This is a genomic window from Amycolatopsis sp. lyj-346, assembly GCF_046548975.1.
GTDB lineage: Bacteria > Actinomycetota > Actinomycetes > Mycobacteriales > Pseudonocardiaceae > Amycolatopsis.
Genome location: NZ_JAJPWT010000002.1, coordinates 265,953 through 292,755 on the forward strand (window position 1 = coordinate 265,953; position 26,803 = coordinate 292,755).

Here is a 26,803-nt window from a genome sequence, read left to right on the forward strand (position 1 = left end):
TCCGTAGGTTCATCGGGGTCAGGTGGCCTCGCCGTCGAGCGCCGCGCGGACCAGGTCGTCGACCGACATTCCGTCGATGTCGGCGGCCTCGTCCCCGGCCGGGTCGGGCCCGGCCAGGCGGCGCAAGGTGTCCAGCACGCCGCTTTCGCGCAGGCGCGCCGGGGAAACGGCCGCGAGCAGGGCCCGCAGCTCGGAATCCAGGTCATCGGGGTCCGTCGCCGGGGCGAGCTGCCGCACGAGGTCGGCGGCGAGCACGGCCGGGGACGGCTGGTCGAACACGAGGGTCGCGGGCAGGTCGAGCCCGGTCGCCGCGGCGAGCTGGTTGCGCAGTTCGATCGCGCTGAGGGAGTCGAAGCCGAGCCCGGAGAACGGCCGCTCCGGGTCGACCGCGTGCGGCCCGGCGAACCCGAGCACCGCGGCGACCTGGGTGCGGACGACGTCGAGCGCGGCCTTCTCGCGGTCGGCCGCCGGCAGCTTGCCCAGCCGCTCCCGCAGCACCGCGCCCGCGGCGGCCGGCGCTTCCGCGGTGAGGCGGTGGTACTCCGGCAGGTCGGTCAGCAGCGGCGCCGGCCGGGCCGCGGTGAACGCGCGCAGGAAGGTGGCGTGGTCGATGTCGGCGACCACCGGGGCCGCGTCGGCCGCGAGCACGACCTGCGCGAACGCGGTGAGCGCCGGCTCCGGCGGGATCGGGCGGGTGCCGGTGCGCTGGGCCCGGGCCGCCGCTTCGGCGGTCTCGGCCATGCCCGCCTGCCAAGCGCCCCAGGCGATCGAGGTGCCCGGCAGGCCGGCCGCGCGCCGGCTCTCGGCGATGGCGTCGAGCACCGCGTTCGCCGCGGCGTAGTTCGCCTGGCCGGCGTTGCCGACCGAGCTGGACGCCGAGGAGAACAGCGCGAAGACGTCGAGGTCCAGCTCGCGGCTCACCTCGTCGAGCACGAGTGCCGAGGCGGCCTTGGCCGCGAACACGGTGTCGAACCGGTCCGGGCCATAGCCTTCGAGGACACCGTCGTCGAGGACGCCGGCCGCGTGGATCACCGCGGTCACGTCCGGCGTGAGCAGCCGGCGGACCGCGGCCGCGTCGGTCAGGTCGCAGGCGACGACCGAGGCCCGCGGGCCCAGCTCGGCCAGCAGCGCGACGGCGTCCGGGGTGTCCGGGCCGCGGCGGCCGGTGAGCACGACCTGTCCGGCGCCCTCGTCGAGCAGCCAGCGGGCGACGTGCTTGCCGAGCGCGCCGGTGCCGCCGGTGACGACGACCGTGCCGCGCGGCTGCCACGCCCGCACCGCGGGACCGGCCGGAGCCCGCACGAGCCGCCGGGCGAACCCGCCGGCCGCCCGCACGGCGACCTGGTCCTCGGTTCCGGCGAGCACCGCGCCCAGCCGGGCGAAGGCGTGCTCGTCGAACTCGGTGGGCAGGTCGGCGAGGCCGCCCCAGCGCTGCGGTTGTTCCAGTGCCGCGACGCGGCCCAGGCCCCACAGCGCGGCCTGCGCGATCGAGGTGACCCGATCGGACGGCACGGCGGTGACCGCGCCGCGGGTCAGGCACCACAGCCGGGCCGCGCTGCCGGTGCCGGCCAGGGCCTGCAGCAACGCGGTCGTGGCCGCGGCCCCCGCCGTCGGCGTGGATTCGTCCAGGCCCAGCAGGGAAACGACGCCGGTGACGTCGGCGAAGCCGTCGAGCGCCGCCGTCAGGGTCTCGCGATCGGTGCCGGTGACGTCCATCCGCTCGGCCCCGAGTGCCTTGACCACCCCGGCGACCCACGGGTCCCCGGCGGAGCCGGCGGGCACGACGACCAGCCACGTGCCGTCCGGCAGCGCGCCCGAAGCGCCGCCGAGCGGCTTCCAGGCCACCCGGTACCGCAGGTCGTCCACACCGGACTGACGGGCGCGGCGGTGCTTGAGGTCCAGCAGGGCGGGCAGCACGGCGTCGAGCGCGGCGCGATCGACGTCGATCTCCTTGGCGAGCGTGTCGGCGTCCCAGCCGCTCAGGAAGTCCGGCGTGGCGGTGACGGCCGGAGTGTCCGGCCAGAACCGCTCGTGGTGGAAGCGGTAGGTGGGCAGGTCGACCGGGCGCGCCCCGGCGAACAGCCCGGCCCACTCGACCGGGGTGCCCCCGACGTCGAGCCGGGCGAGGGCCGAGAGCAGCGTCGGCTCCTCCGCGCGGCCGGCGCGCAGGGCGGCGGTCACGGTGGCGGACTCGCCGGTGAGGGTCCGGGTGAGCGCCGCGAGGGTGCTGTCCGGGCCCAGTTCGAGGTACTTCGTGACGCCGAGTTCGCCCAAGGCGGCGACGGCGCCGGCGAAGAGCACCGGACGGCGGACGTGGCCGGCCCAGTACTCCGGGGTGCCCAGCTCGGTGGTGACCGGCGACGCGGTGACGGTGGACACGACCGGGAGCGCCGGCGGGGCGAACTGCACCCCCGCGGCGATCCGCCCGAACTCGTCCACCATCGCGTTCATATGCGACGAGTGAAACGCGTGGCTGACCCGCAAAAGCCTAGACTTTCCGCCGCGGGCCGCGACGACGCCGGTGACCTCGGCGACCGCGCCGGTGTCGCCGGAGACGACCACCGACCCGGGCCCGTTGACCGCGGCGATCGACAGCGGCCGCCCGCTGATCAGCTCTTCCGCCTCGGCCTCGGAGACCTGCAGTGCGGCCATCGCCCCGCCCGGCAGCTCCTGCATGAGCCGGCCGCGGGCGGCGACCAGCCGGGCCGCGTCGGCCAGCGACAGCACGCCGGCCGCGTGGGCGGCGGCGAACTCGCCGATCGAGTGCCCGGCCACGTGGTCGGGCCGCACGCCCCACGACTCGACGAGCCGGTACAGCGCGACCTCCAGCGCGAACACGGCCGGCTGCGACCACCGGGTCTGGGCCAGCAGATCGGCGTCTTCGCCGAAGACGACGTCCCGCAGCGGGCCGGGCAGCTCGAGGTCCAGGTGCGCGCAGGCCTCGTCGAACGCGTCGGCGAACGCCGGGAAGCGCGCGTAGAGGTCCCGGCCCATGCCCGGGTACTGCGAGCCCTGACCGGAGAACAGGAACGCGAGCTTCCCGGTCGCGGGTTTGCCGGTGTGGACCAGCGGCGACGGCGTCCCGGCGGTGAGCGCGCCGAGCCCGGTCAGGAGGTCTTCGCGGTCTCCGGCCACGACGACCGCGCGCGACTCGAACCAGGCGCGGGTCGTCGCCGCGGAGAAGGCGACGTCGGGCAGGGCCAGCTCGGGGTGCGCGAGCAGGTGGTCCCGCAGCGCCCGGGCCTGGGCGCGCAGCCCGTCGCCGGTCCGCGCGGACAGCCGGACCGGCACGGTCGCCGGATCGGCGGCCGGCCGGGAGTCCACCGGCGGGGCCTGCTCCAGCACCAGGTGGGCGTTGGTGCCGCTGGCGCCGAACGCGGAGATCCCGGCCCGGCGCGGGTGCCCGGTCTCGGGCCACGGGGTGCTTTCGGTGAGCAGCGCGACGCTGCCCGCCGACCAGTCGACGTGCTCGGACGGCTTGTCCACGTGCAGGGTCTTCGGCAGCAGCCCGTGCCGCATGGCCAGCACCATCTTGATCACCGCGGCCGCGCCGGCCGCCGCCTGGGTGTGGCCGAGGTTCGACTTGACCGAGCCGAGCAGCAGTGGCCGTTCGCGCTCCCGGCCGTAGGTGGCCAGCAGCGCCTGTGCCTCGATCGGATCGCCGAGCTTCGTGCCGGTGCCGTGCGCCTCCACCGCGTCCACTTCGGACGGTGCGAGCCCGGACACGGCCAGCGCGCGCTTGATCACGCGCTGCTGGGCCGGGCCGCTGGGTGCGGTGAGCCCGTTGGACGCGCCGTCGGAGTTGACCGCCGAACCCCGCACCACGGCGAGGATCGGGTGCCCGTGGCGGCGGGCGTCGGACTCGCGCTCCAGCACGATCATGCCGACGCCTTCGGACCAGCCGGTGCCGTCGGCGGCGTCGGCGAAGGCCTTGCAGCGCCCGTCCGCCGACAGCGCGCCCATCTCGCCGAACTCGACGAACCCGGTGGGGGTCGACATCACCATCACGCCGCCGGCGACGGCGAGCGAGCACTCCCCCGCCCGCAGCGCCTGCGCGGCCAGGTGCAGGGCGACCAGCGAAGACGAACACGCGGTGTCGACGCTGACCGACGGGCCTTCCAGCCCGAGGGTGTAGGAAACGCGGCCGGACAGCAGGCTGGCGGCTTGCGCGGTGGCCTGGTGCCCCGGGGTGCCGGTGGGTGGGGTGTAGTCGCCCGAGCCGCCGCCGATGTAGACGCCGGTGTCGCCGCCGCGCAGGCCGGTGGCGTCGATGCCGGCGCGTTCGAACGCTTCCCACGCCACTTCGAGGACGAGCCGCTGCTGCGGGTCCATCACGATCGCCTCGCGCGGGGCGATCCCGAAGAAGCCGGGGTCGAACTCCGCCGCGTCGTGCAGGAAGCCGCCTTCCTTGGCGGCGCTGCTGCCGGGGCCGTCGCCGGTCAGGGTGGCCAGGTCCCAGCCGCGGTCGGCCGGGAAGCCGCCGACGACGTCCCGCTCGTCGACGACCGCGCGCCAGAGGTCCTCGGGCGAGCCGATGCCGCCGGGGTAGCGGCAGCTCATGCCGACGATGACCACCGGGTCGTCCGCGAGGGCAGCCGGAGCGGCTTCGGGGGCGGCTTCCTCGGCCGCGCCGAACAGTTCGCCGAGGAGGAACGCGGTCAGCTCCCGCGGCGTCGGGTGGTCGAACACCAGCGTCGCCGGCAGCCGGAGCCCGGTTTCGGTGCTCAGTGCGGTGCCGAGGTCCATTGCGGTGAGCGAGTCGAAGCCCAGCGCGGAGAACGCGCGATCGGGCTCGATCCCGTCGGTGCCGTGGTGGCGCAGCACGCCCGCGGCGGCCGTGCGGACGAGGTCCAGCAGGAGATCGAACCGCTCGGCCCGGGACCGGTTCGCGAACCGGTCCCGGGCCACGGTCACCGGGGCCGGGGTGTACAGCGGCGACAGCAGCGGGCTCGGGCGGACCGACGTGAACGCCGGGCCGAAGCGCTCCCACCGGACGTCGGCGACGACCGTGGTGAGGTCGGCGGACCGCACGGCGGCGGTCAGCGCGGCCGTCGCGGCGGCCGGGTCGAGCACCGGCAGGCCGCTGTCGCGCAGGTGGGCTTCGTCCTCGCCGGTGCCCGCCCAGGCCGAGAAGGCGACGACAGCCGCAGGCTGACCACGCTCCCGCCGCTGTCGCGCGAAGGCTTCCAGTTCGGCGGCTTCGGCGGCTTCGTCACCGCGGCCGCGCACGCCCCAGACCCCGGCGACCGAGGTGAGCAGGACGAACGCGTCGAGTGGCCACTCGGCGTACCGCCTGGCCTCTTCGAGACTTCCACTGTGGATGACCGCGTCCGGCGGGGACGCCAGCGCGGCCGGATCGCGGACGACGTCGACACCTTCCCAGTGTCCGGCGAGGAGGGCGGCCGGGCCGTCGCCCGTGACCAGCACGGTGCCGCGCGGCTCCCAGCGCTCCCCGCCCGCGGTGGCGCGGGTGAGGCGGCGGCCGTAGACACCGGCCGCGCGGACGGCGACCTGGTCTTCATCGCCGCCGAGCACCGCGCGCAGCCGGGCCGCGGCCCGGGCGTCCAGCTCGGCCGGGACGTCGACGAGCCCGCCCCAGCGCAGCGGGTCGTGCAGGGCGGCGACGCGGCCGAAGCCCCACAACGCGGCCGGGCCGTCGAGGCGCTCGGCCGGGGTGACCGCGACGGCGCCGCGCGTCACGCACCAGACCGGAGCGTCGACCTCGGCCAGCAGTTCGCGGGTGCCCGCCACCGTTTCCCGCAGCGACACGATCAGGTCGGCCCCGGCCAGGTCGCGGCCGGCCCCGAGGGCCTCGGTGATCCGATCGGCCCACTCGGCGTCGTCGCCGGGGACGACCACGATGTTCGCGGCCTTCGGCTCGGCGACGGCGACCGGTTGCCACGCGATCCGGTAGCGCAGCTCGTCGGCCGCGGCCGCCTCCGCCTGCTTGCGCCGCCACGCGGCGAGCGCGGGCAGGACGGCGTCGACGGCCGCCGGGTCCACGACCAGCTGCTCCGCGAGCCCGGCGGTGTCCGCGCGGTCGACCGAGGCCCAGAAGGCGTCGTCGGCCGGGCCGCTCGTGACCACTTCGGGCCAGTACCGCTCGTGCTCGAAGGGGTAGGTCGGCAGTGCGGTGCGGCGGGCGCCGGTGCCGGCGAACCACGCGGCCCAGTCCGGGTCGACGCCCGCGGTGAAGATCGTGCCCAGCGCGGTCGCGACACTGTCCTCTTCGGACTTTCCGCGTCGCAGCAGCGGCACGATCACCCGGTCGTCGGCCGGGTCGACGAGCGGGGTCAGCGCGGCGTCGGGCCCGACCTCGACGAACAGCGACACCTCGGACAACCGGCCGAGCGCGTCGCCGAAGCGGACGGTGTCGCGGACCTGCCGCACCCAGTACCCGGGGTCGGTGACGTCACCGCCGGTGCCGAGCGGGATGACCGGAGCCGCGAACCGCAGCCCGGTCACGACCGCCCGGAACTCGTCGAGCATCGGGTCCATCAGCGGCGAGTGGAAGGCGTGGCTGACGGTGAGCCGCCGGCCACCGCCGAAGGTTCGGGCCACCGCGAGCACGGCCGCTTCGTCCCCGGAAAGCACGACGGACTCCGGACCGTTGACCGCCGCGATGGCAACACCGCCGGTGAGCCGCGCGCGGACCTCGGCTTCCGGTGCGCGGAGTGCGACCATCGCGCCGCCCTCGGGCAGCTCCTGCATCAGCCGGGCGCGGGCGGCGACGAGCGTGCACGCGTCCGGCAGCGAGAACACCCCGGCCACGTGGGCCGCGGCGACCTCGCCGATCGAGTGCCCGGCGACGAAGTCCGGGCGCACGGCCCACGACTCCAGGAGCCGGAACGCGGCGACCTCGAACGCGAACAACGCGGGCTGCGCCCACCCGGTCCGGTCCAGCTCGGCCGCGTCCGCACCCCACGCGACGTCACCCAGCGTCAGCCCGAGGTGCGCGCAGACCTCGTCCCACGCGTCGGCGAACACGGGGTACCGCACGTACAGCTCGCGGCCCATGCCCAGGCGCTGGGCACCCTGGCCGGGGAACAGGAACGCCGTGACCCGGTCACGGGCCACCCCCCTGCTCACGACCGCACCGTCGAGCAGCACCGCCCGGTGCTCGAGCGCGGCCCGGCCGACGGCCAGGGTGTACCCGGTGCCGAGCACCGTGCCCTCCACAGCGGACACCCGGTCGACCAGTACCGCCAGTGCCGTGGCCGAACGCGCGGACAGCGGCCACGGGACCACCGCGGGTGCGGTTCCGGGGACGGCTTCCCGCGCGGGCGGGGCTTCCAGGACGACGTGCGCGTTCGTGCCGCTGACCCCGAACGACGACACGGCGGCGCGACGCGGCCGGGCCGCCTCCGGCCACGCGGTCGCCTCGGTGACCAGCTCGAGCGAGCCGGCCGTCCAGTCCACGTGGGACGTCGGTGCGCCGACGTGGAGGGTCTTCGGCACGATCCCGTGCCGCATCGCCTCGATCACCTTGATGATCCCGGCGGCGCCCGCGGCGGCCTGGGTGTGCCCGAGGTTCGACTTCACCGACCCGAGCAGCACCGGGGTTTCGCGGTCGCGGCCGTAGGTCGCCAGCAGCGCTTGGGCCTCGATGGGGTCGCCCAGGGTCGTGCCGGTGCCGTGCGCCTCGACGACGTCAACGTCCGATGTAGACAGTCCGGCGTCGGCCAGCGCCGCACGGATGACCCGCTGCTGCGCCGGGCCGTTCGGCGCGGTCAGGCCGTTCGAAGCGCCGTCCTGGTTGATCGCGGAACCACGCACGACGGCGAGGATTTCGTGGCCGTTGCGGAGCGCGTCGGACTGCCGCTCCACGACGAGGACGCCCGCGCCTTCCGACCAGGCCGTGCCGTCGGCGTCGTCGGAGAACGCCTTGCAGCGGCCGTCGGCGGCGAGGCCGCCCTGGGCGTCGAACTCGGTGAAGGAGAACGGGCTGGTCATCACGGTGACGCCGCCGACCAGAGCGAGCGAGCACTCGCCACCGGCCAGTGCGCGGGCCGCCCAGTGCAGGGCGACCAGCGACGACGAGCACGCCGTGTCGACGGTGACGGCCGGGCCTTCGAGACCGAGGGTGTAGGACAGCCGTCCGGAGAGCACGCTCGCCGTGGTGCCGGTGGCCATGTGCCCGGCGACGTCGGCGTCGGAGTTGAGCAGCAGCCCGGTGTAGTCCTGGCCGTTGGTGCCGACGAACACGCCGGTGGCCGTGCCGCGCAGGCTCGCCGGGTCGATCCCGGCGTGCTCGAGCGACTCCCACGCCGTCTCCAGCAGCAGCCGCTGCTGCGGGTCCATCGCCAGCGCCTCGCGCGGGGAGATGCCGAAGAAGCCGGCGTCGAACCCGGCCGCGTCGGGCAGGAACCCGCCGTGACCGTCCCCGAGCTTCGCGAGGTCCCACCCGCGGTCGGCCGGGAACGGCCCGATCGCGTCGCCGCCGTCCTCGAGGAGCTGCCAGAACGTGCGCGGCGAGGTGACGCCACCGGGGAAGCGGCAGCCGATGCCGACGATCACGACCGGGTCGTCGGCGGCGGCGCGGGTGGGGACCGGCGTGGTGACCGGGGTGCCGGTGCCGAGCAGTTCGCCGAGCAGGAACGTCGTGAGCGCGCGCGGGGTCGGGTGGTCGAACACCAGCGACGACGGCAGCGCGAGCCCGGTCGCCGCGCCGATGCCGTTGCGCAGCTCGACCGCGGTGAGCGAGTCGAACCCGAGGTCGGCGAACGCGGCGTCCGGCGCGACGGCTCCGGCGTCGCGGTGCCCGAGCACCATCGCGACCTGCGTCCGCAGCAGGCCCAGCAGGTGCTTCTCGCGCTCGGCGGACGGCAGCCCGGCCAAGGTGGCGCGCAGATCACCGCGGTCCCCCGCTTCCCGCGCCGCACTGAGCACGGCCTTGGCGTGCGGCAGGTCGGCCAGCAGCGGGAACGGCCGTCCGAGGGTGAAGGCGGGCACGAACCGCGCGAAGTCGATGTCCGCGACCAGGATCTCGGTGTCCCCGGCGCCGACCGCACGGCGCATGGCGGCGACGGCCCGGTCCGGCGGCAGCAGCGCGAGCCCGCCCCGGCCGACGCGGTCCTGCACGGCGGTGTCGCCGCCGAGCATCCCGGCGCCCGCCCACGGGCCCCACGCGATCGACGTCGCGACCCGGCCGGCGGCCCGGCGGCGGGCGGCAAGGGCGTCGAGGTGGGCATTGGCGGCCGCGTAGTTGCCCTGCCCGGCCGCACCGAACGTGCCGGCCGTGGAGGAGAACAGGACGAACGCGTCGAGGTCGAGGTCCGCGGTCAGCTCGTCGAGGTGTTCGGCGCCGAGGCACTTCGGGCCGAAGACGGTCGCGAACTGCCCGGCGGTCAGGGAATCCGTGGTGCCGTCGTCGACCACGCCCGCCGTGTGCACGACGGCGGTCAGGTCCGGGATCGCCTCGATGACCCGGGCCAGCGCGTCGCGGTCGGCGACGTCGCAGGCCTCGACGGTGACGCCGATCTTCAGCTCGTCGACGAGTTCGGCCGCGCCCGGGGCGTCCGGGCCGCGGCGGCTGAGCAGCACGAGGTGTTCGGCGCCCGCTTCGGCGAACTGTCGCGCGACCTCCGCGCCGAGTCCGCCGGTGCCACCGGTGATCAGCACCGTTCCCCGTGGGGTGTAGTCCGTCGTCCGGCCGGCCGGTGCGGTGGTGAGGCGGCGGGCGAACACGCCGGACGGCCGGATGGCGACCTGGTCTTCGTCGCCGATCCCGTGCAGGACGGCGAAGAGGCGGCCGACCGCGCGGGCGTCGAGGACTTCGGGGAGGTCGACGAGCCCGCCCCAGCGGTGCGGCTGCTCCAGGCCGAGCACGCGGCCGAGGCCCCAGAGCGCGGCCGCCCGCGGATCGGGCGCCGGGTCGGCCGCACCGGTGCTCACGGCGCCGCGGGTGGCCCACCACAGCGGGGCCTTGTCCCCGAGCGTCCGCGCGAACAGCAAGGACTCGGCGGGGTCGGTCAGCAGCGAGAGGACGTGGTCGAATTCGCCCGCTTCGGCCAGGTCGTCACCCGGTTCGAAGCGGGTTCCGCCCACCGCCTCGACGACCGAGCCGGCCCAGGGCGTCGGCGGCGCCACGACGAGCACCCGGCTCGGCGCGGCGGGCTCGGCGCGGACGGGACTCCAGACCACGCGGTAACGCCAGTCGTCCACTTCGGACTCTTCGCGCACGCGGTGCCGCCACGCGGTGAGGGCGGGCAGGACGGTGCCGAGCGCGTCGCGGTCGACGTCCAGGGTGGTCGACAGCTCTTCGACGTCCGCCGCTTCCAAGGCGGTCCAGAAGCCCGGGTCGGCTTCCGGCGTCGCGTGCGCGGGCTCCGGCCAGTAGCGGGACCGCTGGAACGCGTAGGTCGGCAGGTCGATGCGGCGGGCGCCGGTCCCGGCGAAGAACGCGGCCCAGTCCGGCCGGTGGCCGCGGGCCTGCAGGTCGCCGAGCACCGCGGCGACGGTCTCGTCCACCGGCCGGTCCTTGCGCAGCATCGGCCGCGCGGTGGTCATCGCCGACAGGACGGCATCGGGCCCGAGCTCGACGTAGGCGGTGACCCCGGCTTCGTCCAGGGTGGTGATCGCGTCGGCGAACCGGACGGTCTCGCGGGCGTGGCGCACCCAGTAGCCCGGGCCGTCGGCGAGGTCCGCACCGGCGACCGTCGAGACGAACGACAGCTCCGGCGCCGAGAAGGTGAGCCCGGCGACAGCGGCGCGGAACTCGTCCAGCATCGGGTCCATCAGCGCGGAGTGGAACGCGTGGGAGACGGTGAGCCGCCGGGTCTTCCCGAACCGCTCGGCGAAGGCGAGGACGGCGGCTTCGGGTCCGGAGACCACCACGGACTCCGGCCCGTTGACCGCGGCGACGTCGACGTCGGCAGGCAGCTGCGCGCGGACGTCGGCTTCACTCGCCCGGATCGCGACCATCGCGCCGCCGGCCGGGAGAGCCTGCATGAGCCGGCCGCGGGCCAGCACCAGCGTCGCCGCATCGGCCAGGGACAGCACGCCGGCGACGTGCGCAGCGGCGATCTCGCCGACGGAGTGCCCGGCGACGTGGTCGGGCCGCACGTCCCACGACTCCAGGAGCCGGAACAGCGCGACCTCGATGGCGAACAGCGCGGGCTGGGCGTACCGGGTCTCGTCGAGCAGGGCGGCTTCCGGCGTGCCTGGCTCGGCGAAGAGCAGGTGCCGGTCCAGTTCGAGGTGGCCGAGGGCCTCGTCGAGGGCCTCGGCGAAGACCGGGAATCGCTCGTACAGCTCCCGGCCCGCACCGGGTCGCTGGCTGCCTTGCCCGGTGAACAGGAACGCCGTCGTGGGCCGGGTGGTCGACGTGCCGCGCAGGACGTGCGCGGCGGGTTCGTCTTCGGCGATCGCCGCGAGTCCGGTCCGGACGTCGTCGGGGGTCGCGGCCAGGATGACCGCCCGGTGACTCAGGTCGGCGCGTGCGGTGGCCAAGGTGAAGGCGAGGTCGGCCGGTTCGCCGGGCCAACCGCGCAGCCGGGCGGCCTGGGCGCGCAGGGCTTCCGGCGTCCGGGCCGACACCACGAGGGGCACGGTGCCGAGCACCACCGGCTCGGGCTCCTCGACGGGGACCGGTTCGGGCGCCTGCTCCAGTACCGTGTGGACGTTGGTGCCGCTCAGGCCGAACGCCGACACGGCGGCCCGCCGGGGCGCGCCGGTCTCCGGCCAGTCGGTTCGTTCGTCGAGCAGCCGGATCGCGCCACCGGACCAGTCGATGTGCGACGACGGCGTGTCCGTGTGCAGGGTTTGCGGGAGCACGCCGTGGCGCATGGCCATGACGAGCTTGAGCACCCCGGCGATGCCGGAGGCCATCTGCGTGTGGCCGAGGTTCGACTTGACCGAGCCGAGCAGCAGCGGCCGCTCGCGGTTGCGGCCGTAGGTGGCCTGCAGCGCCTGGACCTCGATCGGGTCGCCGAGCGGCGTGCCGGTCCCGTGGCCTTCGACGGCGTCGATGTCCGCGGTGGACAGTCCGGCGCTCGCCAGTGCCTGGCGGATCACGCGTTGCTGCGACGGGCCGTTCGGCGCGGTCATGCCGTTGGACGCGCCGTCGGAGTTCATCGCCGAGCCGCGGACGACGGCGAGGATCTCGTGACCGTTGCGCCGGGCGTCGGAGAGGCGTTCGACGAGCACGAGCCCGACGCCTTCGGCGAGGCTCATGCCGTCGGCGTCGTCGGAGTAGGCCTTGCAGCGGCCGTCGGGCGCCATCGCGCGCTGGCGGCTGAACCCGATCCACGGCGCCGGCGTCGCCATCACCGTGACCCCGCCCGCGAGCGCGAGCGAGCTTTCGCCCGAGCGCAGCGACTGGCACGCCAGGTGCAGCGCGACCAGCGACGACGAGCACGCCGTGTCGAGGGTGACGGCCGGGCCCTCCAGCCCGAACAGGTAGGCGATCCGGCCGGAAAGGACACTCGACACCGCGCCGGTGATCATGTGCCCTTCGGAGCCCTCGGCCGCGTTGAGCACGGTCGAGGCGTAGTCCTGGTAGCTGGCGCCGACGAACACGCCGGTCCGGCTCCCCCGCGCCGCCGCCGGGTCGAGGCCCGCGCGTTCGAAGGCTTCCCAGGCGACTTCCAGCAGCAGCCGCTGCTGCGGGTCCATCGACAGCGCCTCGCGCGGCGAAATCCCGAAGAACCCGGCGTCGAAGTCCGCGACGCCGCCGAGGAACCCGCCGAGCGTCGAGTACGTCTTGCCGCTGCGGTCCGGGTCGGCGTCGAACAGGCCGGCGGCGTCCCAGCCGCGGTCGGGCGGGAACGACGAGATCGCGTCGCCGCCGCCGATGATCAGGTCCCACAGCGCTTCCGGTGAGGTGACCCCGCCGGGGAACCGGCAGCTCATGCCGACGATGGCGATCGGCTCGTCGACGGCGGTGGCCGCGACGACGGTCTCCCCCGCCACCGGTCCGTCCAAGGTGGACAGGACGAACCCGGCGAGGGTGTCGGCGTTCGGGTAGTCGAACACGACGGTGCTGGGCAGGCTGAGCCCGGTCACGACTTCGAGGCGGTTGCGCAGGTCGACCGCGGTGAGCGAGTCGAAACCCAGCTCGCGGAAGGCGCGGTCGGCTTCGACGGCGTCGCCACCGGAGTGCCCGAGCACGGCGGCCGCTTCGGCACGCACGAGGTCGACGACCAGCCGGCGCCCGGCGTTCGCGGGCAGCGCCCGGACCCGGCTCGCGAACGCCGACGCGTCCGCGGTGCCGTCGGCGGCTTCGGCGAGCCGGCGGACGGCGGGCAGCTCCGAGAACAGCGGGCTGGGCCGCACCGACGTGAACACCGGGTGGTAGCGGTCCCAGTCGAGGTCGGCGATGAGCAGGGCGGTCTCGTCGTCGGCCAGTGCGCGCTCGAGCCCGGCGAGCGCGAGGCGGGGTTCCATGAACCGCAGGCCGCTGCGCAGGATCCGGCCGGGGTCGACCCGGCCCAGCTCGCGGTCGTCGGCCCAGATGCCCCAGGCGACGGTGGTGGCCGGGACCCCGCGGGCCCGCCGCTGCTCGGCGAGCGCGACGAGGTGGGCGTTGGCCGCGGAGTAGGCACCGTGGTCACCGCTGCCCCAGAGGCCGGCGGTCGAGGAGTACAGGACGAAGTGCTCGAGTTCGCCCTCGTCGAGCAGTTCGTCGAGGACGGCGTCGAGATTGGCGGCGCCGGTCACCTTGGCGTCGAGGACCTCGGCGAAGGCGGCCGGGTCGGTGCCGGTGAGCGGGGCCAGTGCGATGTGCGCGGCGGTGTGCACGACGGTGGTGATCCGCCGGCCGTCTTGTTTCAGCCGGGTGATCAGCCCGGCGACGGCTGCCCGGTCGGTGACGTCGAGCGAGACGACTTCGGCCGAGGTGCCGAGTTCCCGCAGTTCGTCCAGCAGGGCTTGCGCGTTGGGCGCCGCCGGCCCGCGGCGGCCGGTGAGCACGATGTGCTCGACACCTTCGGCGGCGAGCCGGCGGGCCAGGTGCGGGCCGAGGGTGCCGGTGCCGCCGGTGATGACGGCGGTGCCGTGGGCTCGCCAGACCTTCGCGGGCTTCGCGCTTCCCGTCGGCGCAGGCACGAGCCGGCGAGCGAAGACACCCCCGGAGCGGACGGCGAGCTGGTCTTCGTCCCCGGCCCCGGCGAGCACGGCGACGAGCCGCCGGGCGGCCGCGGCGTCGAGGGTCTCGGGCAGGTCGACGAGCCCGGCCCAGTGCGCGGGGTGTTCGAGGGCGGCGGACCAGCCGAGGCCGTGCACCTGGGCTTGGGCGGGGTCGCGGACGGGGTCGGCGGGTCCGGTGGAGACCGCGCCGCGGGTCAGTGCCCAGACGCGCGGCGCGGGTTCGGTCCCGGCGACGGCCTGGACGAGCGAGAGGGTGCGGAGCAGGCCACGGTCGAGGCCGGGGTGCTCGGTCGTGGCGTGGTCGGCGGCCAGCAGGGAGACGATCCCGGTGATTCCGTCGAGGTCGCCGAGCCCGGCCGCGGCCACCTCGGGACCGGCTTGGCCGACGAGCGCGGCGGCCAGATCTTCGCGGCCGGTCTGATCGGCCCCGAGGATGACCTCGCGCACGTCCGCGCCGTGCCCCCGCAGGACCTCCGCGATCTCCTCCTCGCCCGGCTCGCCGGTGCCGACCACCAGCCAGGTGCCGGACAGCGTCGTCCCCGCCGGGCGGACCGGCCGCCACGCGATCCGGTACCGCCACGAGTCCACTGTGGACTCCTCGTCGCGACGGGCGTGCCACGCCGACAGCGCCGGGAGCAGGTCGTCGAGCGCGGTCTGCTGGCGCTCGTCCAGCTCCAGCAGGCTCGTCAGGCCCGCGCGGTCGTCGCGGGTGATGGCCTGCCACAGTTCGTCGTCGGCCGGAGCCACCCCCACAGCCTCGGACTCGTCGATCGCCCAGTAGTGCTCGTGCTGGAACGCATAAGTGGGCAGGTCGACCCGCCGGCCGCCGGTGAGCGTGTCCGCCCAGCCGACCGGCACCCCGCGGGTGTGGGCCTCGGCCAGGGACTTGAGGAACCGCTCGACCCCACCGTCGTCGCGCCGGAGCGTGCCCAGTGCCGTCACCGGAACGCCCGCCGCCTCGGCCAGCTCGCCGATCGCCATGCCGAACACCGGGTGCGGGCTCGCCTCCACGAACACCACGTGACCGTCGGCGACCGCGGCCGAGAGCGCCGCGGCGAACTCGACCGTGCCGCGCAGGTTGCGGCACCAGTACTCCCCCGTCAGCTCGGTGGGCTCGACCAGCCCGCCGGTCACCGTCGAATAGAACCGGACACCCGTGTCGCGCGGGGTGACCGGGGCCAGCAGCTCGGCCAGGTCCGCGGCGATGCCGTCGACCTGGGGTGAGTGCGCCGCGAAGTCGACCCCGTCCAGCCGCCAGCGCATCAGGCCGGCCTTGACCAGCCGCACCTCGAACTCCGCCAGTGCGGACGGGTCGCCGGACACCGTGACCGAGCGCGGCCCGTTCACCGCCGCGACGGCGATCCGGCCGGCCAGGTCGCCGATCAGCTCGCGCACCTCGTCGCCGCCCGCGACGACCGACAGCATCGCGCCGTGCCCCGACAGGCGCTCGGCGATCAGCTTCGACCGCAGTGCCACCACCCGCGCACCGTCCTCGAGGGACAGGGCGCCGGCGACGCACGCGGCCGCGATCTCACCTTGGGAATGCCCGATCACCGCGGCCGGTTCGACGCCGTGCGCGCGCCACAGCCCGGCCAGCGACACCAGGACCGCCCACAACACGGGCTGGACGACGTCGACGCGCGTCAAAGCGTCGTCGTGCAGGACCTCCGCCAGCGACCAGTCGACGAACGGATCGAGCGCGGTCGCGCACTCGGCCATCCGGCCGGCGAACACCGGCGACGTCGTCAGCAGTTCCCGGGCCATGCCCGGCCACTGCGAGTCCTGGCCGGGGAAGACGAACACCGGCGCACCGGACCGCTTGGCCACCCCTTGCACGAGCGCGGGGTCGGCGGTGCCCCCGGCGAGGGCGGTCAGGCCGCGGCGCAGGTCGGCGACGTCCTCGCCGATGACCACAGCCCGCTGCTCGAACACCGCGCGGTGGTGCGCGAGCGTCCAGCCGACGTCGACCGGGCGCTGCTCGTCGAGGGCGTCCAGCAGCCGCAGTGCTTGGGCCTTCAGTGCCGGCGCGCTCTTCGCCGACAGCGGCCAGACGACCGGGCCGGTGTGTTCGGGCTTCGGTGCTGCTTCGAGTGCGGGAGCCGCTTCGATGATCGCGTGGGCGTTGGTGCCGCTGATGCCGAACGACGAAACGCCGGCGCGGCGCGGGCGCCCGGTCTCCGGCCAGGCCGTCGGCTCGCTCAGCAGCTCGACCGCCCCGGCCGGCCAGTCGATCTTCGTGGACGGTTTGGCGACGTGCAGGGTGCGCGGCAGCACGCCGTGCCGCATCGCGTGCACCATCTTGATCAGGCTGGCGACGCCGGCGGCCGACTGGGTGTGCCCGATGTTGGACTTCACCGAGCCGATCAGCAGCGGGCGTTCGCGGTCGCGGCCGTAGGTCGCCTGCAGCGCCTGGACCTCGATCGGGTCGCCGAGTGCGGTGCCGGTGCCGTGCGCGTCGAGCGCGTCGACCTCGGCCGGGGCGAGGCCGGCGTTGGCCAGGGCCTGGCGGATGACGCGCTGCTGCGACGGGCCGTTGGGCGCGGTGAGGCCGTTGGACGCGCCATCGGAGTTGACCGCGGTGCCGCGGACGACAGCGAGGATCGGGTGGCCGTGGCGCCGGGCTTCGGAAAGCCGTTCCAGCACGAGCATCCCCGCGCCCTCGGCGAGGGACATGCCGTCGCCTTCGTCGGAGAACGCCTTGCAGCGGCCGTCGAAGGCCAGCGCGCGCTGGCGGCTGAACGCGACGAACGGGTCGGGCGAGGCCATCACCGTGACGCCGCCCGCGATGGCCAGCTCGGACTCGCCGGAGCGCAGCGACTGGCAGGCCAGGTGCAGCGCGACCAGCGACGACGAGCACGCCGTGTCGACGGTGACCGACGGGCCTTCGAAGCCGAACAGGTAGGACAACCGTCCGGAAAGGACACTCGGGATGGTGCCGGTGACGAGGTGGCCTTCGGTGCCGTCACCGGTGGCGACGCCGTAGTCCTGGAAGCTGGAGCCGACGAACACGCCGGTCCGGCTCCCCCGCACGGCCGCCGGGTCGACGCCCGCGCGTTCGAAGGCCTCCCACGAGACTTCGAGCAGCAGCCGCTGCTGCGGATCCATCGACAGCGCTTCACGCGGCGAGATGCCGAAGAAACCGGCGTCGAACTCGGCGGCGGTTTCGAGGAACCCGCCCAGCGTCGAGTAGGTCTTGCCGCCGCGTTCGGGGTCGGGGTCGAACAGGCCGGCGGCGTCCCAGCCGCGGTCGCCGGGGAACGACGAGATCGCGTCCACCCCGCCGGTGACCAGGGTCCAGAGTTCCTCGGGCGTGGTGACGCCGCCGGGGAACCGGCAGCCCATGCCGACGATGGCGATCGGCTCGTCGGTGGCTCCGGTCGCGGCGACGACGGCGTCGGCGGTGCCGGAGCCGTCGATCTCGGCGCGCAGGAACGCGACCAGGCCGAGCGGGGTCGGGTGGTCGAAGACGAGCGTCGCGGGCAGGGCGAGGCCGGTCGATTCGGCGAGGCGGCGCCGGAACTCGACAGCGGTGAGCGAGTCGAAGCCGAGGTCGCGGAAGGCGCGTTCTTCGGCGACGGCGTCCGCGGTGACGTGCCCGAGCACGGCGGCGGCTTCGGTGCGGACGAGGTCGAGCAGCGCGCGGTCGCGTTCGTCCTCGGACATCCCGGCGAACCGGGCGGCGAAGGCGCTGACCACGGCGCTCACCGGCTCGGGCCGGGCTTCGGCGAAGGCGTCGAAGAGCCGGCTGGCGCGGGTGGCGGTGAAGACGGGCAGGAAGGTGTCCCAGACGACGTCGGCGACGACGACGGCGGTGTCGTCACGCACCAGGGCGCGTTCCAGCTCGGCGAGGGCCCCGGCGGTGGGCAGGAAGCCGAGCCCGCGGCGGCTCAGCTGACCCGCAACGTGCTCGTCGGTGGCCATGCCCTCCTCGGCCCAGGCACCCCAGGCGATGGACGTCGCCCGGGAGCCGCGGGCCCGGCGCGCCTCGGCGAGGGCGTCGAGGTAGGCGTTCCCGGCGGCGTAGGCGGCCTGGCCCCCGCCGCCCCAGACGCCGGCGACGGAGCCGAAGAGCACGAAGAAGTCGAGGTCGTGCCCGGCGAGGAGGGTGTCGAGGTGCGCGGCGCCGTCGGTCTTGGCGGCCATGACGCGGGTGATCTCGGCGAAGTCCGTGGTGTGCACGGGGTCCATGGCCTGCGCGACGCCCGCGGTGTGCACGACCCCGGTGAGGTCGGGGTGCTGCTCGAGCAGGGCTTCGACGGCTTTCCGGTCCCCGACGTCGCAGGCGGCGATGGTGACGCGCACCCCCGCGGCGGTGAGTTCTTCTTCGAGCGCGGGCGCACCCGGCGCTGCGGAACCCCGGCGGCTGACGAGCACGAGGTGTTCGGCCCCGGCGTTCGCGAGCCACCGCGCGACGGACGCCCCCAGCGCGCCGGTGCCGCCGGTGACCAGGACGGTTCCGCGCGCCTGGAACCGGCCCGGGGCTTCGGTGGGCCGGTAGCGCGCGATCCGGCGGCCGAAGGCGCCTTGGGGCCTCAGCGCGATCTGGTCTTCGCCGGTGCCGGCGAGCACGGCGGCCAGGCGGCGGGTGGTGGGGAGGTCGAGGGTGGCCGGCAGGTCGACCAGGCCGCCCCAAAGCGCGGGCTGTTCGAGCGCGACGGTCCGGCCGAAACCCCAGACGCGGGCGGCGGCGGGGTCGGGAGCGTGGTCGCCGGGAGTGGCGACGGCGCCCGTGGTGAGGCACCAGAGGCGCGGGCCGGGCTCGGCGTCGCCGAGGGCTTGGACGAGGGTGAGGAGGTCGCGGAGTCCCTGGTCACCGGCGGCCGGGAGGTGGAGGACCCCTTCGGCCGGCCCGGCGGCGGTGAGCGCCGCGGCGAGCGTGCTGCGGTTGGTCGTTTCGCCGAGGTCCGAGGTCGCGATGCGGGTCACCGTCGCGCCGTGGGCCGCCAACGCCGCCTCGACCTCCGTGCCTTCCTCCGCACCGGCCGTCACCAGCAGCCAGCGGCCGCGTACCACCGGGGCCTCCGCCGTCCGGAACGGAGTCCACTCCACCCGGTACCGCCAGGACTTCGCCGTCTCCTCGGCCGCCCGGCGGTCGCGCCAGCCGGTCAACGCCGGGAGCAGCGTCTCCAGCGACGACCGCTGCTCGTCGCCCAGATCCAGCAGCCCCGCCAGCTCCGACGCGTCCCCGCGGCCGATCGCCTCCCACAGCGGGCCGTCCGGCTGCTCCGGGGCCCGCGACGGCGCACTCGCCGCCCAGTAGTGCTCGCGCTGGAACGGGTACGTCGGCAGGTCCACCACCCGCCCGCCACCGAGGTACGCGCGCCAGTCCACCGCGCACCCGCGCGTGTGCAGCGTCGCCAGAGCCGCGACCACCGACTCCGCCTCCGGCCGGTCCTTGCGCAGCAGCGGCACCGTCCCGGGCCGGTCGAGCAGCGCCGACAGCGTGCCGTCCGGGCCCAGCTCCAGGTACGTCGACGCCGCGTCCGCGACCGTCTCGGTGAAGCGGACCGTCGCGCGCACGTGCTCGACCCAGTACTCCGGCGAGCACACGTCCCCGTGGGAGACGAACGGCAACGTCGGCGCGGAGAACGCAAGAGAAGAGACCACCGCGCGGAACTCGGCCAGCATCGGGTCCATCAGGTGCGAGTGGAACGCGTGCGACACCGCGAGCCGCGTCGTCTTGCCGAAGCGGGACGCGACCGCCAGCACCGCCTCTTCGACGCCGGAGAGCACCACCGACTCCGGCCCGTTCACCGCCGCCAGGTCGACCCCGGCCACCAGCGCCGCCCGGACGTCCGCTTCGGACGCCCGCACCGCGACCATCGCGCCACCGGCGGGCAACGCCTCCATCAAGCGAGCACGGGCCGACACCAGCGCACACGCGTCGTCGAGCGACAGCACTCCGGACACGTGCGCGGCCGCGATCTCGCCGGCCGAGTGGCCGGCGACGACGTCCGGGCGCACGCCCCACGACTCCAGCAGCCGGAACGCCGCCACGCCGAACGCGAACAGCGCCGGCTGCGCGTTCCCGGTCCGCTCCAGCGCGGCCGGGTCGTCGCCCCAGACGACGTCGCGCAGGCCCGGGTCGCACCGGTCGAGCACGTCGCCGAACACGGACGCGAACACCGGGAACCGCCCGGCCAGCTCGCGTCCCATGCCGAGCCGCTGCGCGCCTTGGCCGGGGAAGACGAAGGCGAGGCCGCCGTCGGTGACGACGCCGCCGACCACACCGGCCGCCGGAGCACCGGCCGCCAGCGCGTCGAGCGCCAGAGCGGCGTCCGGGCCGACGACGACCGCCCGGTGCTCGAACGCGGTCCGCGTGGTCGCCAGCGACCACGCCAGGTCGCCGCGCGGGACGTCGAGGCGGGCCAGGTTCGCGGCCTGGGCGCGCAGGCCTTCGGCGGTCCGCGCCGACAGCACCAGCGGCGCGTCGCCGGCTGCGGAGGAAGCGACCGGCGCGACCGCCGGACCCGCTTCGAGCACCACGTGCGCGTTGGTCCCGCTGATGCCGAACGAGGACACCCCCGCGCGCCGCGGCCGGTCGGAGGCCGGCCACGGCGTCGTCGAGGAAGCCAGCGACACCGCGCCCGCCGTCCAGTCCACATGGGACGACGGCGTGCCGGCGTGCGGCGAGCCGGGCACGGTGCCGTGCTGCATCGCGAGAACCACCTTGATGATCCCCGCCACCCCGGCGGCGGCCTGCGTGTGCCCGATGTTCGACTTCACCGAACCGAGCAGCAGCGGCGTCTCCCGGTCCTGCCCGTAGGTCGCGAGCAGCGCCTGGGCTTCGATCGGGTCACCCAAGGTGGTTCCGGTGCCGTGCCCCTCGACGACGTCGACGTCGGCGGTGGACAGACCGGAGGTGGCCAGCGCGGCGCGGATCACCCGCTGCTGCGAGGGTCCGTTCGGCGCGGTCAGGCCGTTGGACGCGCCGTCGGAGTTCACCGCCGAGCCGCGCACCACGGCGAGCACGCGGTGCCCGTGCCGGCGTGCGTCCGACAGCCGCTCCAGCACCAGCACGCCGACGCCTTCGGACCAGCCGACCCCGTCGGCGTCGTCCGAATAGGACCGGCACCGGCCGTCGGGGGAAAGGCCGCGCTGGCGCGAGAACTCGACGAAGGAGTTCGGTGTGGACATCACCGTCACGCCGCCGGCCAACGCGAGCGAGCACTCCCCCGACCTCAGTGCGTGGGCCGCCCAGTGCAGCGCCACCAGCGACGACGAGCACGCCGTGTCCACGGTGACCGCGGGCCCTTCCAGCCCGAGTGCGTAGGCGACCCGGCCGGACACGACGCTGGACGCCGTCCCGCTGCCCTGGAAGCCTTCGAAGCCGCCACCGGCGAGTACCAGGCCGTAGTCGTTGTACATCACTCCGGCGAACACGCCGGTCGCGCTGCCGCGCAGGGTCCGGGGGTCGATGCCCGCGCGCTCGATCGCCGTCCAGGACGCCTCCAGCAGCAAGCGCTGCTGCGGGTCGGTGGCCTCGGCTTCGCGCGGGCTCATGCCGAAGAACGCGGCGTCGAATTCACCGGCGTCGTGCAGGAAGCCGCCTTCGCGGGTGTAGGACGTGCCGGCGTGGTCGGGGTCCGGGTGGTACAGCGCGCCGAGGTCCCAGCCGCGGTTGACCGGGAACGACGACGTCGTGTCGCGGCCTTCGGCGACCGCCGCCCAGAGGTCCTCCGGAGACGCGATGCCGCCGGGGAACCGGCAGCTCATGCCGACGATGACGATCGGGTCGTCGTCGGCGACCGCGGTCCGGGTGACGGCCGGTCCGGCGTCGGCGCCGAGCAGCCGGTCGCGAAGGTGGTCGGCGAGCGCGGCCGGGGTCGGGTAGTCGAACACGAGAGTGGCGGGCAACCGCAGACCCGTCGCGGCGTCGAGGCGGTTGCGCAGCTCCACCGCGGTCAGCGAATCGAAGCCCAGCTCGGCGAACGAGCGCGCGGGGTCGACGGCCGCGGCGCCGGCGTGCCCGAGCACGGCGGCGACCTCGCGGCGCACCAGGTCGGCCACGCGGGCGACGCGTCCGGCGTCGTCCAAGGTGGACAGCTGCCGGGCCAGCCGGCCGGCGCCCCCGGCGGCGCGCACCGCGCGGCGGCCGCCGGCCAGCGAGCGCAGCAAGGCCGGCGGCTCCGGCTGCGCGGCGAGCACCGGCAGGTCGAACCGGACCGGCACGACGGCCGGCTCGCCGGCCGCCAGCGCGGCGTCGAACAGGGCGAGGCCCTCGGCTTCGGTCAGCGCCGGGATGCCCATCCGGGCGAACCGGCGGCCGGCGCCGCCCGCCATGCCGTCGCCGCCCCACGGGCCCCACGCCAGCGACACCGCGGGCAGCCCCGCGTCCCGGCGCTCCTGGGCGAGCGTGTCGAGGAACGCGTTGGCCGCGGCGTAGTTGGCCTGCCCGGCCGCGCCGAGCGTGCCGGCCAATGAGGAGAACAGCACGAACGCGTCGAGCTCGAGGTGGCGGGTCAGCTCGTGCAGGTGCCACGCGGCATCGGCCTTGGGCGCCAGCACCTTGGCGAGGCGGCCGTCGTCGAGGGTGTCGAGGAGACCGTCGTCGAGGACGCCGGCGGCGTGCACGACGGCGGTGAGCGGGTGCGCGGCCGGGATCCCGGCCAGCAGCGTCGCCAGTGCGTCGCGGTCGCTCGCGTCGCAGGCGGCGACCGTGACGTCGGCGCCGAGGCCGGCCAGCTCGGTGACCAGCCCTTCGGGGGCGGCACCACCGCGACTGGCCAGCAGCAGGTGCCGGACGCCGTGTTCGCGGACGAGGTGGGCGGCGAGCGCCCGGCCCAGCTCGCCGGTGCCGCCGGTGATCAGGACGGTCCCGTCCGGGTTCCAGCCGGCCGCCTCGCCGGTCGTGGCGCGCACCAGCCGCGGCGCCAGGATCCGCCCGTCGCGGACCAGGATCCGCGGCTCGCCGGTCGACAGGGCCGTCTCCAGGACGCCCGCGGACGGCGGCTCGGCGGCCTCGACCAGGACGAACCGGCCGGGGTGTTCCTGCTGCGCGGCCAGCACGAGCCCGCGGACGGCGGCCGCGGGCAGGCCGGCCGGGACGACCAGCGCCAGCCGGTGCGCGTCCTCGGTCAGCCGTCCGCGCAGCAGGGCCAGCGCCTCGCCCGCGAGCGCACGGGCGGCCTCCGGCGGCGTTCCGTCCGGAACGGACAGGGTGACGACGTCGGCGCCGGTGTCCGTGACCCCGGTGACCGGCTCGGTCCAGTCCACCCGGTAGACACCCCCGCCGGTGACCGGAGCCTCGGCCGCGACCGGGCGCACGGTGAGGGAGCCGGCGGTCGCGACGAGCTCGCCGCCGGGGGTGGCCAGCGACAACGCCAGGGTGTCCTCGCCGGTCTTGCGCAGGGCCACGCGCAGCGCGGTCGCGCCGACCGCGCGCACGGCGACGTCCTGCCACGAGAACGGCACGCCACCCGGACCGGCGAAAAAAGCCGCGGCGTGCAGGGCCGCGTCGAACAGCGCGGGGTGGAGGTCGAAGGACTCGGCCTCGACGTCGTCGGGCAGCGCGACCTCGGCGAAGACGTCGTCGCCGTTCCGCCAGGCCGCTCGCAGGCCCTGGAACGCCGGGCCGTACTCGCGGTCGTCGTAGAAGCCGGTGAGGTCGACGGCGGTGGCGTCCGCCGGCGGCCACGCACCCGGGAAGCCTGCCGTGGCCTCGATGCGCCCGGCCAGCCGGCCGACGGCGTGCGAGGTCCAGTTCCCGCTGACCTCGCCATCGGGGCGGGAGTGCACGGCCACCGGGCGGCGGCCCCGCTCGTCGGGGGCGCCGACCCAGACCTGGACGACCACACGCTCCCCCGCCGCGCCGAGCACCAGCGGGCGGGTCAACGTGAGGTCCTCGACGTCCGGGCAGCCGGTCTCGGCGCCGGCACGCACGGCCAGCTCCAGCAGGGCGGTGCCGGGCACGACGACGGCGCCGCCGACGCGGTGGTCGGCGAGCCAGGCGTGCGTACCCGCGTCGAGCCGGCCGGTCAGCAGCAGGCCGCGGGCGTCGGCGACTTCGACCGCCGTGCCCAGCAGCGGGTGGTCCACACTGCGCAGCCCGGCCGAGCGCAGGTCGCCGCGGCCGCGGCCGGTGTCACGCGGCCAGAACCGCTGCCGCTGGAAGGCGTAGGTGGGCAGGTCGACCCGGGTACCGGTGCCGGCGAAGAAGGCGGGCCAGTCGACGGCGACGCCGTCACCGTGCAGCCGGCCGAGCGCCTCGGCGACCGACGTGGTCTCGTCGCGGTCCTTGCGCAGCAGCGGCACGGCGAGCGCGCCCGGCACGTCGACCATCGGGGTCAGCGCGGCTTCCGGCCCCACCTCGACGAACCGGTTCACACCCGATTCCGCGAGCCGGGCGAGGGTGTCGCCGAACCGGACGGTGTCGCGGACGTGCCGCACCCAGAACTCCGGGTCGGTGGCGTCACCCGCGGTCACCAGCGGCACCGACGGCTCGGCGAAGGTCAGCTCCGAAACGACCGCGCGGAACGCGGGCAGCATCGGGTCCACCAGGTGCGAGTGGAACGCGTGGGACGCGCGCAGCCGGGTCGTGCGCTCGAACTTCGCGGCCACCTCGAGGACGGCGTCCTCCCCACCGGACACGACCACGGCGGCAGGCCCGTTGACGGCGGCGATGTCCACCCCGGCCACCAGGGCCGCCCGGACGTCCGCTTCGGACGCGCGGATGGCGGCCATGGCGCCACCGGCGGGCAGCGCGCCCATCAGCCGGGCGCGGGCCGAGACCAGTGCGCAAGCGTCGTCGAGGGACAGCACTCCGGCGCAGTGGGCGGCGGCGATCTCGCCCGCCGAGTGTCCCGCGAGCACGGCGGGCCGGACGCCCCACGACTCCAGCAGCCGGAAGAGCGCGACTTCGACGGCGAAAATGGCCGACTGGGCCTGAGCGGTGCCGGCGAGCCGCCCGGCGTCCGCACCCCACACGACGTCCCGCAGCCCCGGGTCGAGCCGGTCGAGGACCTCGTCGAACGCGGCCGCGAACACCGGGTGCGCGGCGTGCAGCGCCCGGCCCATCCCGAGGTGCTGGGAACCCTGGCCGGTGAAGAGGAAGGCGGTCTTGCCCTTCGTTCGCGGTGTGCCGGACGAAGGCGGTTCCCGCAGGGCCGCCGCGACCGCGGCGGCGTCCGAACCGACCACAGTGGACCGGACGTCGAACGCGGTGCGCGCGGTGGCGACCGAAAGAGCGAGGTCGGCGAGCGGAGTGCCCTGGCCGAGGGCGTCGGCCAGCCGTGCGGCCTGCGCGCGCACGGCCTCCTCGGACTTGCCCGAGACCAGGATCGGCAGCGGCCGCGCGGGGTACTCCCGGACCGGCTTCTCAACGGCCGGTGCCTGCTCGACGATCACGTGCGCGTTCGTGCCGCTCAGCCCGAACGACGAGACGCCGGCGCGACGCGGCTCGCCGGTCTCCGGCCACGGCGTCGCCGCGGTCGCCAGCTCGATGCTCCCGGCCGTCCAGTCCACGTGCGACGACGGCGCGTCGACGTGCAGGGTCGGCGGCACGACGCCGTGGCGCATTCCCAGCACCACCTTGATCACCCCGGCCACACCAGCCGCCGCCTGGGTGTGCCCGAAGTTCGACTTCACCGAACCCAGCAGCAGCGGCGCCGCACGGTCCTGTCCGTAGGTGGCCAGCAGCGCCTGTGCCTCGACCGGGTCACCGAGCGTGGTGCCGGTGCCGTGTGCTTCGACGACGTCGACCTGCCCGGGTGCCAGCCCGGACGTTTTCAGCGCCTCCCGGATCACGCGCTGCTGCGACGGCCCGTTCGGGGCGGTGAGCCCGTTGGTGGCCCCGTCGGAGTTGACCGCGCTGCCGCGGACCACGGCGAGCACCGGGTGCCCGTGGCGCTGTGCGTCGGACAGCCGCTCCAGCACGAGCACACCCGCGCCCTCGGCCCAGCCGGTGCCGGCGGCGGAGTCGGCGAACGAGCGGCAGCGGCCGTCCGGGGACAGCCCGCCCTGGCGGCTGAACTCGACGAACGTCGTCGGCGCGGACATCACCGTGACGCCACCGGCCAGCGCCAGCTCCGATTCGCCCGAGCGCAGCGACTGCGCGGCCAGGTGGATCGCGACCAGCGACGACGAGCACGCGGTGTCCACGGTGACCGCCGGGCCGACCAGTCCGAGGACGTAGGCGAGCCGGCCGGACAGCACGCTGTTCGTGTTGCCGGTCAGCAGGAAGCCTTCGGACGGGCCCGCGGCGCCGGTCAGGTACTCCTGCGCCATCGCGCCGACGAACACGCCGGTGCGGGTGCTCTTCAGCGCCGACGGCACGATGCCGGCGCGTTCGATCGCCTCCCACGCCGTCTCGAGCAGGATCCGCTGCTGCGGGTCCATTTCGGCCGCTTCCCGCGGCGAGATGCCGAAGAAGCCCGCGTCGAACTCTGCGGCGTCGAGCAGGAAGCCGCCGGACATCGCCGCCTCGCCGCCGTCCGCGGCGAGCGCACCGAGGTCCCAGCCGCGGTCGGCGGGCAGCCCGGTGACGCCGTCCCGCCCGGCGCTCAGCAGCTCCCAGAACTCCTCGGGGCCGGTCACCCCGCCGGGGTAGCGGCAGCCGAGCCCGACGATGGCGATCGGCTCGGCCGCGCGGCTCTCCAGCGCGGCCAGCCTCTGCTGGGTGCGCACGAGGTCCGCGCTCGCCCGCTTGAGGTAACTCCGCAGCTTCTGTTCGTTGTCCATGAATCAGCAACCCATCCCGACACGACGGCGAGCGGTG

1 protein-coding gene is annotated in these 26,803 nt (G+C 75.4%); it reads right to left on the reverse strand.

Going from position 1 to position 26,803, the window contains the following annotated elements; translation table 11 throughout:
• Positions 1 to 18 precede the first annotated feature (18 nt).
• On the reverse strand, positions 19 to 26,766 hold the full coding sequence (locus ACLJQE_RS07775) for a type I polyketide synthase (RefSeq protein WP_410638417.1): 26,748 nt from the start codon (positions 26,764 to 26,766) through the stop codon (positions 19 to 21).
• Positions 26,767 to 26,803 lie beyond the last annotated feature (37 nt).

Bases quoted from the DNA above. Each gene is read 5' to 3' on its own strand.
- ACLJQE_RS07775 (WP_410638417.1), bottom strand. From the start codon at position 26,766: ATGGACAACGAACAGAAGCTGCGGAGTTACCTCAAGCGGGCGAGCGCG.